Here is a 7,959-nt window from a genome sequence, read left to right on the forward strand (position 1 = left end):
CGGCAACGGCGTCGAACAGGGAGCCCTGCGTGGGCGGGGGTGCCAGCCGCGCGCGCAGCGTGGCCGGGTCATCCAGCTGCTTGCGCGGGTGATGGTCGGCCAGTTGTACGAACGGCAGCAGCTTGGCCATCGGCGCGCGCAGGCGGGCCACATCGACCACCCGCAAGCGCACCTGGCGGCGCGCCATCAGCACGCGCTTGACGTTGCGCACACCCAGCCCGGGCACGCGCAGCAGCAGTTCCTTCGGCGCGCGGTTGAGGTCGACCGGGAAGCGTTCCGGGTGCCGGATCGCCCAGGCCATCTTGGGGTCGATGTCCAGGTCGAGCATGCCGCCCTGGGTGGTGTCGGTGATTTCTTCCACGCCGTAGCCGTAGAAGCGCAGCAGCCAGTCGGCCTGGTACAGGCGGTGTTCGCGCGCCAGCGGCGGCGGCTGCAGCGGCAGTATGCGGCTGGCGTCGGGGATCGGGCTGAAGGCGGAGTAGTAGACCCGGCGCATGCGGTAGTTGCCGTACAGGTTGTCGGCCGCGGTGAGGATCTGCTGGTCGCTGGCGCCGTCGGCACCCACGATCATCTGCGTGCTTTGGCCGGCCGGCGCGAACTTCGGCGGCCGGGGGCGCGATACGCGTGGTGCCGGTGTTGCCGATGCCGCAGCATCGCCTTTGCGCGCGTCCTTGGCTTCTTCGATGCGCCAGCGCAGCTCGCCCATCGCGCCGCGGATGGAGGGCAGGGACTTCTCCGGCGCGAAGCTGGCCAGCCCGGCTTCGGTGGGCAGCTCGATGTTGATCGACAGGCGGTCGGCGTAGCGCCCGGCGGCCGCCAGCAGTTCCGGCGACGCCTCGGGAATGGTCTTGAGGTGGATGTACCCGGCGAAGCGGTGTTCCTCGCGCAGCTGGCGGGCCACCTCCACCATGCGCTCCATGGTGTAGTCGGCGTTGCGGATGATGCCGCTGGAGAGGAACAGGCCCTCGATGTAGTTGCGCTTGTAGAAATCCAGCGTAAGCGACACCACTTCGGCGACGTTGAAGCGCGCCCGCGGCACGTTGCTGGACACGCGATTGACGCAGTAGGCGCAGTCGTAGATGCAGAAGTTGGTCAGCAGGATCTTCAGCAGCGAGACGCACCGCCCATCCGGGGTATAGCTGTGACAGATACCCGCGCCCTCGGTGCTGCCGATGCCCCCGGATTTGGCCGAGTTCCGCTTTCCCGCGCCGCTGGAGGCGCAGGAAGCATCGTACTTGGCGGCATCGGCGAGGATGGCGAGCTTGCGCAGGGTGTCCATGCGGGCACCCTAAGCAGGGACGATCTCATCCAGTGAGATTGGCGGCAGGGCTCCCTGAAGCGTTCACACCGTGGTTCCCGTGCTGCTTCGGCAGGCGCTGTGTGCGCCCATTCACGATCTTCACATTCCCGGCTAGACTTCGCCCCGGTGCCGTCGGCACCGGCAGGGACGCAGGTTGGCCAGGACGGGCACGGCATCGGGAGCACGCTCTCGGGTGCGGCGTTGCGCGGCTGAATCGCCAGCAGCCTTCCGCCGGAACCGCGTCGCCTCTCATCCAACCATCAGGGGGCAGTACGTGAACAAGGTTTCGTTGTTGGGGATGGCCGCGGCCATTGCCCTGTTGTCCGGCTGTGCAAGCGTGCCGATGTCCGACAAGGGCATGGTGGAGACCGCCAAGACCTTCCCGACGCCTGAAGCGGGCACCGCCGGGGTGTATGTATTCCGCAACAGCTTCGTCGGCAAGGCGCTGAAGAAGGACATCTGGATCGACGGCGAATGCCTGGGCGAAAGCGCCGACAAGGTGTTCTTCTACACCACCGTGCCGGGCGACCGTGAGCACACCTTCTCGACCGAGTCGGAGTTCTCGCCGAACGATCTGAAGGTGCAGACCGAATCGGGTCGCAACTACTTCATCCAGCAGTCGATCCGGATGGGCGTGTTCGTGGGCGGTGCCAAGCTGGACGTGGTGCCCGAAGCCGAAGGCCGCCGCCAGGTGGCCGGGTTGAAGATGGCCCGCAAAGGCACGTGTTCGCGCTGATCGGGCAAGGAAGGTAACAAGGCGGGCGCGCGCGTTGCGTGCCCGCCCTGGGGCGGTGCGCCGGGCACACGGCGCCGCCCTACTGCGAGAAACTCACCTTCACCGCATCGGCGCTGTAGTCGGCCGGGCCGTGGTAGACCACTTCGATGTTGTTGCCGTCCGGATCGATCGCGAACGCGGCGTAATAGCCCGGGTGGTACGGGCGTTCGCCGGGGGCACCGTTGTCCTTGCCACCGGCGCCCAACGCGGCGCGGTGGAACGCATCGACGGTGGCGCGGTCGCGGGCCTGGAAGGCCAGGTGGTGGCGGCCGGTAAGCTGGCCGGCGGCGGCCTCGCTGCTGGCGGTGGAAATGAACAGCTCGTCGGCCCAGAAATAGGTGTCGCCTTCACCGGCGATGGGGATGCCGATGGTGTCGAACACCGCCTGGTAGAAACGGCGGCTGGCGGCCAGGTCCTTGACCACCAGTTGCAGGTGGTCGATCAGGCGACCCCGGTACAGTTCCATGGTTTCCATGCGCACTCCTCGGCTTGGGCAGGTGCGCAGGTATACCACCGGGGCGTTGCGGCCGCATGGGCGCGGCGTGCACGTTGCTGACCCGGCGGCGGTGGCGTGCCGACCCACGGCCGGCACCCACCGCTGAATGCACCGATCTCAGGCGATCGGGGTGTTGGAGATGATCTCCACCCAGTAGCCGTCGGGGTCCTTGATGAAGGCCAGGTGCTTCATGCGGCCGTCTTCCAGGCGCTTCTGGTAGGGCACCTGCAGGTCATCGAAACGCTTGCAGGCGGCCTGGATGTCCGGCACCGACACGCAGATGTGGCCGAAGCCGCGCGGGTCGCTGTTGCCGTCGTGGTAGACCGGGCCGTCCTGGGTTTCGGTGCCGTGGTTGTGGGTCAGCTCCAGCACGCCGGGAATGCCGGCCATCCACACCCGGCGCGCGTCGTCGCCCTCGGGGATCTGCGTGCCGGCCGGCAGCAGGGCCAGGAAGTACAGGCTGAACTGCGCTTCGGCGAAGTCGCGCTGGTCGATCAGGCGGAAGCCGAGCACGCGGGTGTAAAAGTCCAGCGAGGCGGCAATGTCCTTCACGCGCAGCATGGTGTGGTTGAACACGAAACCGGTGGTTTCGGCCGGCGGCTGGGCGGCAACGCCGGGCTGGGACTGCAGGGAAGCAACGCTCATGGGGGGAATCCTGTGGCAGCGGGGGCCGTGGGTTCACGGCCATGGCGCCCATTTTAGCGGGGGGAGTGCAAGGCGACGTAGAATGCTGCGTCTCCTTGCACAGTCCTGGCCATGTCGCAGCGTGAATGGGTGGCTGCCGCCATCCGCAAGATCGAAGCCGATTTCAACCGTTCGGCCGATACCCACCTGATCCCGATGGATCTGCCCGGGCATGCCGGCATCGACCTGTATTTCAAGGACGAGTCCAGCCACCCCACCGGCAGCCTCAAGCATCGCCTGGCGCGCTCGCTGTTCCTGTATGCGCTGGCCAACGGCTGGCTGCGCGAGGGGCGCCCGGTGATCGAGGCCTCCAGCGGCTCCACGGCGGTGTCCGAGGCGTATTTCGCGCGGCTGCTGGGCCTGCCGTTCATCGCGGTGATGCCAGCCACCACCTCACCGGAGAAGATCGCCGCGATCGAGTTCCATGGCGGCCGTTGCCACCTGGTCGAGCGTGCCTGCGACCTGAACTGCGATTCGGAGAAGCTGGCGCGCGACACCGGCGGCCACTTCATGGACCAGTTCACCTACGCCGAGCGGGCCACCGACTGGCGCGCCAACAACAACATCGCCGAGTCGATCTTCAAGCAGATGGCCGAAGAGCCGCACCCGGTGCCGGAATGGATCGTGTGCAGCCCGGGTACCGGCGGCACCGCGGCCACGCTGGGCCGTTACGTCAGCTATCGCCGGCACGACACCCGCATCCTGTGCGCGGACCCGGAAGTGTCGGTGTTCTACGACGGCTATTGCGCGGCGCTGGCCGGGCAGCCGTGGCGCGAGCTGACCTGCAGTGGCGGCTCGCGCGTGGAGGGCATCGGCCGGCCGCGGGTGGAATCCAGCTTCATTCCGACCAGCGTCGACGCGATGGTGAAGGTGCCCGATGCGCTGAGCCTGGCTGCGATGCGGCACGTGAGCCGGCAGCTGGGGCGCCGCGTGGGCGGCTCGACCGGCACCAACTTCATTGGCGTGCTGCAGGCGGCGGAGATGATGCGCAAGGCGGGCCGCAGCGGCTCGATCGTGACCATCCTGTGCGACAGCGGCGAGCGCTACGCGCACAGCTATTACAACCCGGACTGGTACCCGCGCCAAGGCATCGACGTGGAGCAGTCCGACGCGCTGATTGCGGCGGCGGTGGCGGGGCAGGGGCTTCCGGCGCTACCGTGCGTGTCGTTGGAAGCGTTGTATTGAGGGACATCAGCCGACCAACGGTCGGCTCTACCCCCTTGCACGCGCCGGGACGTCAGCCGACCAACGGTCGGCTCTACGCTTGTACGCGCTGGTAGGCGTCCAGCACGGTGTCGCGCAGGACCGGTGGCAGCGTTTCATAGGTGGCCGCCAGGTCGTCGAAGTGCAGGGCCAGGTCGACGTCGAGACGCTGGCCGGCCTGCACGGCCAGGATGACCAGCAGCGTGCACAGCACGAATTCGCGTTCGTGGCCCGGCGCATAGTGCGCAGCCCCGCGTTCGATCACCTCGTAGGGGTACCAGAGCTGGTCCTCGTGCAGCCGGCCCTGCTGCGGTCCTACTACCTGCTGCAAGGCCGTGCGGTGGCGCGCCTGCTCTTCGGGGTGGCCCAGCGCGGCAATCCAGTCCAGTTCGGCGTGGCTGGCCGTGCCGATCAGCGCGAACGCCGGCAGGGTGTGGGTGACATCATCCATGATCGCTCCGGACCGCCACGGTGGGGCCTCCAGCCTCGGTCCGGTGCCGTCAGCCGCGCGTGAACATCGGCTTGCCGGACGGGCGCAGGGCTTGTGCCGGGGTGGGGGCGATGCCATATCGTGGGCAAATGCCGCGGTGCGGCCCCGTTGTCTGGAGATGCCTGTGACCCCCACCAACCCCCTGCTCGACTTTTCCGGCCTGCCGCGTTTCGACGCGATCCTGCCCGAGCACATCGGCCCGGCCATCGACGCGTTGCTGGCCGACGCCGAAGCTGCGGTGAAGGCCGCCGAAACCGTCAGCCCGGTCACCTGGGCCAGCTTCGTGGTGCCGCTGGACGATGCCACCGAACGCCTCTGGCGCGCCTGGGGCCAGGTGGGCCACCTGCAGGCGGTGGTTAATACGCCGGCGCTGCGCGAGGCCTACAACGCCACACTGCCCAAGGTGACCCGGTTCGGCAGTGCGCTGGGCCAGAACCTGGCGCTGTTCGAGCAGTACCGGCGCTTGGCGGCCGCCCCCGAGGCGGCCGGTTTTGATGAGGCCCAGCGCAAGGTGCTGGACAACGCGCTGCGCGATTTCCGCCTGGGCGGTGCCGAGCTGGACGACGACGCCAAGGCACGCTTCAGTGCGATCAAGGAAGAGCTGTCGGCGCTGTCGGCGAAGTTCTCGCAGAACGTGCTCGACGCCACCGACGCGTGGTCGCTGCACGTTGAAGACCGCGCCGAGCTCGACGGGCTGCCCGAGGACGTGATCGCATCCGCACGCGCGGCCGCCGAAAAGGACGGATTGCCCGGCTGGAAGCTGACCCTGCAGATGCCGTGCTACCTGCCGGTGCTGACCTACGCCACGCACCGCCCGCTGCGCGAAACCCTGTACCGCGCCAACGCGCTGCGTGCCTCCGAATTCGGCGATGCCGCGCTGGACAACAGCGCCAACATCGACCGCGTGCTGGCCCTGCGCGCGGAACTGGCCGCGCTGCTTGGCTTTGCCAACTACGCCGCGTATTCCATCGCCACCAAGATGGCCGAGGACGCCGACCAGGTGCTCGGCTTCCTGCGTGACCTGGCCGCGCGCGCCAAGCCGCACGCGCAGCGCGACCGGGCCGAACTGGATGCCTTCGCCCGCGACGAACTCGGCCTGCCCGCGCTGGAAGCGTGGGACCTCGGGTTTGCCAGCGAGAAGCTCAAGCAGGCCCGTTACAGCTATTCCGAGCAGGAGGTGAAGCAGTACTTCACCGAGCCGAAGGTGCTGGCCGGCCTGTTCGGCGTGATCGAAGGTCTGTACGGCCTGCAGGTGCAGCCCGACAGCGCGCCGGTGTGGCACCCGGATGTGCGCTTCTTCCGCTTGGTGGATGCGCAGGGCGCGCTGGTCGGCCAGTTCTACCTGGACCTGTACGCGCGCGAGGGCAAGCGCGGTGGCGCGTGGATGGATGACTGCCGCAACCGCCGTGATACCGCCCAGGGCGTGCAGACGCCGCTGGTGTACCTGGTGTGCAACTTCGGCAAGGGCACCGACGGCGCGCCGGCCACCTTCAGCCATAGCGACGTGACCACCCTGTTCCACGAAATGGGCCATGGCCTGCACCAGCTGCTTACCCGCATCGGCGAGCTTGGCGTGGCCGGCATCAATGGCGTGGAATGGGACGCGGTGGAGCTGCCCAGCCAGTTCATGGAGAACTTCTGCTGGGAGTGGGCGCGCGTGCAGGCCATGACCGCGCACGTGGACAGCGGTGAACCGCTGCCGCGCGCGTTGTTCGACCGCATGCTGGCCGCGCGCAACTTCCAGAGCGGCATGTTCACCGTGCGCCAGCTGGAGTTCGCGCTGTTCGACATGCAGCTGCACAGCAGCTTCGACCCGGTGCAGGACACCGTGCTGCAGCTGCTGGAACGCGTGCGCGACGAGGTGGCGGTGAACCGGCCGCCGGCATGGAACCGCTTCCCGCACCAGTTCAGCCACATCTTCGCTGGTGGGTATGCCGCCGGTTACTACAGTTACAAGTGGGCGGAAGTGCTCAGTGCCGATGCCTACGCCGCGTTTGAAGAGGCCCCGGACCAGGTGGCTGACACCGGCAAGCGCTTCCGCGACGAAGTACTGTCGCGCGGTGGCAGCCGCAGTGCCGCGGAAAACTTCGCGGCCTTCCGCGGCCGTGCACCGAACGTGGACGCGCTGCTGCGCCATAACGGCATGGCGTGATCTGGCCCGGCGGCCGTCATCATCGCAATGCATCCAACGCAACCCCGGTAGTGCCGGCCGCTGGCCGGCTCCCCAGAATGCCTAACGCAACCCAGGTAGTGCCGGCCGCTGGCCGGCTCCCCAGAATGCATCCAACGCAACCCAGGTAGTGCCGGCCGCTGGCCGGCTCCCCGGAATGCATGACGCCCTGTACCGGCGGCATGGTGCAGAGCCGGCCAGCGGCCGGCACTACCGGGCGTCGTGGTCATGCGTCGTGCGCGCGTATCGACCGTTGGTCGATTCGCCCCCGCCGTCATTCGGCGTAGATCATCTTCCGGGTCATGCCGCCGTCCACCACATGGTCCTGGCCGGTGATGAAACCGGACAACGCCGACAACAGGAACACCGCCAACGCTCCGATGTCTTCCGGCTGGCCCACGCGGCCCACCGGGTGCTGGGCGTGATCGCGGCGCGACAGCTTCGGTGTGCGTCGCCGCGCGGGGGCCTGCCAGGCGTCGGTGGTGATCCAGCCGGGGCTGATGCTGTTCACCCGCACCGCCGGGCCTTCGCTGATCGCCAGCGCATGGGTGAAGGCCACCAGCCCGCCCTTGGCCGCCGCATAAGCTTCGCTGTCCGCTTCGGACTGCCCGGCGCGGGTGGAGGCGATGTTGAGGATGGCCCCGCCGTGCTCGCGCAGGGCCGGCAGCGCGTGCTTGCTGCACAGGAACGCCCCATGCAGGCTCGACAACCGGCGCTGCCATTCGGCCAGCGGCATCTGCGCCAACGGGGTGCCATGCGCCGCGGCGATGCCGGCATTGTTGACCAGCCCATCGATGCGCCCAAAACGCTTCAACGCCATCTTGACCAGCGCCTGCACGCT

Annotated in this window: 8 protein-coding genes; 3 read left to right on the top strand and 5 right to left on the bottom strand. The window is 68.1% G+C overall.

Annotated features, from left to right (window positions below):
• A partial coding sequence (locus tag DBR34_RS18975; RefSeq protein WP_128097941.1) for a putative DNA modification/repair radical SAM protein occupies positions 1–1,279 on the bottom strand: 1,279 nt, incomplete at its 3' end.
• Positions 1,280–1,574: 295 nt separating this feature from the next.
• Between DBR34_RS18975 and DBR34_RS18980 the strand changes: the two genes are divergently transcribed.
• On the top strand, positions 1,575–2,036 hold the full coding sequence (locus DBR34_RS18980; protein WP_235318908.1) for a DUF2846 domain-containing protein: 462 nt from the start codon (positions 1,575–1,577) through the stop codon (positions 2,034–2,036).
• A gap of 79 nt (positions 2,037–2,115) precedes the next feature.
• Here DBR34_RS18980 and DBR34_RS18985 read toward each other — a convergent pair whose 3' ends face one another.
• A complete protein-coding gene (locus tag DBR34_RS18985; protein ID WP_128097928.1) occupies positions 2,116–2,550 on the bottom strand; it encodes a VOC family protein in 435 nt (144 codons plus the stop codon).
• Positions 2,551–2,688: 138 nt separating this feature from the next.
• Positions 2,689–3,216, bottom strand: a complete 528-nt coding sequence (gloA, locus tag DBR34_RS18990) for a lactoylglutathione lyase (protein ID WP_128097929.1) — start codon at positions 3,214–3,216, stop codon at positions 2,689–2,691.
• Between the two features lie 111 nt (positions 3,217–3,327).
• Between gloA and DBR34_RS18995 the strand changes: the two genes are divergently transcribed.
• Entirely contained in the window at positions 3,328–4,440 is a 1,113-nt protein-coding gene (locus DBR34_RS18995; RefSeq protein WP_128097930.1) for a PLP-dependent cysteine synthase family protein, read from the top strand.
• 73 nt (positions 4,441–4,513) lie between these two features.
• On the opposite strand, the gene DBR34_RS19000 is transcribed toward DBR34_RS18995, so the two are convergent.
• Positions 4,514–4,909: a hypothetical protein gene (locus DBR34_RS19000; protein WP_128097931.1), complete on the bottom strand. Its 396-nt coding sequence runs from the start codon at positions 4,907–4,909 to the stop codon at positions 4,514–4,516.
• A 157-nt stretch (positions 4,910–5,066) separates the two neighbouring features.
• Here DBR34_RS19000 and DBR34_RS19005 point away from each other — a divergent pair, with 157 nt between their 5' ends.
• Positions 5,067–7,100: a M3 family metallopeptidase gene (locus DBR34_RS19005; protein ID WP_128097932.1), complete on the top strand. Its 2,034-nt coding sequence runs from the start codon at positions 5,067–5,069 to the stop codon at positions 7,098–7,100.
• 292 nt (positions 7,101–7,392) lie between these two features.
• On the opposite strand, the gene DBR34_RS19010 is transcribed toward DBR34_RS19005, so the two are convergent.
• The coding region (locus DBR34_RS19010; protein WP_128097942.1) for an SDR family oxidoreductase at positions 7,393–7,959 on the bottom strand (567 nt) is incomplete at its 5' end.

It is taken from the genome of Stenotrophomonas sp. HMWF003 (assembly GCF_003061285.1).
GTDB lineage: Bacteria > Pseudomonadota > Gammaproteobacteria > Xanthomonadales > Xanthomonadaceae > Stenotrophomonas > Stenotrophomonas maltophilia_AP.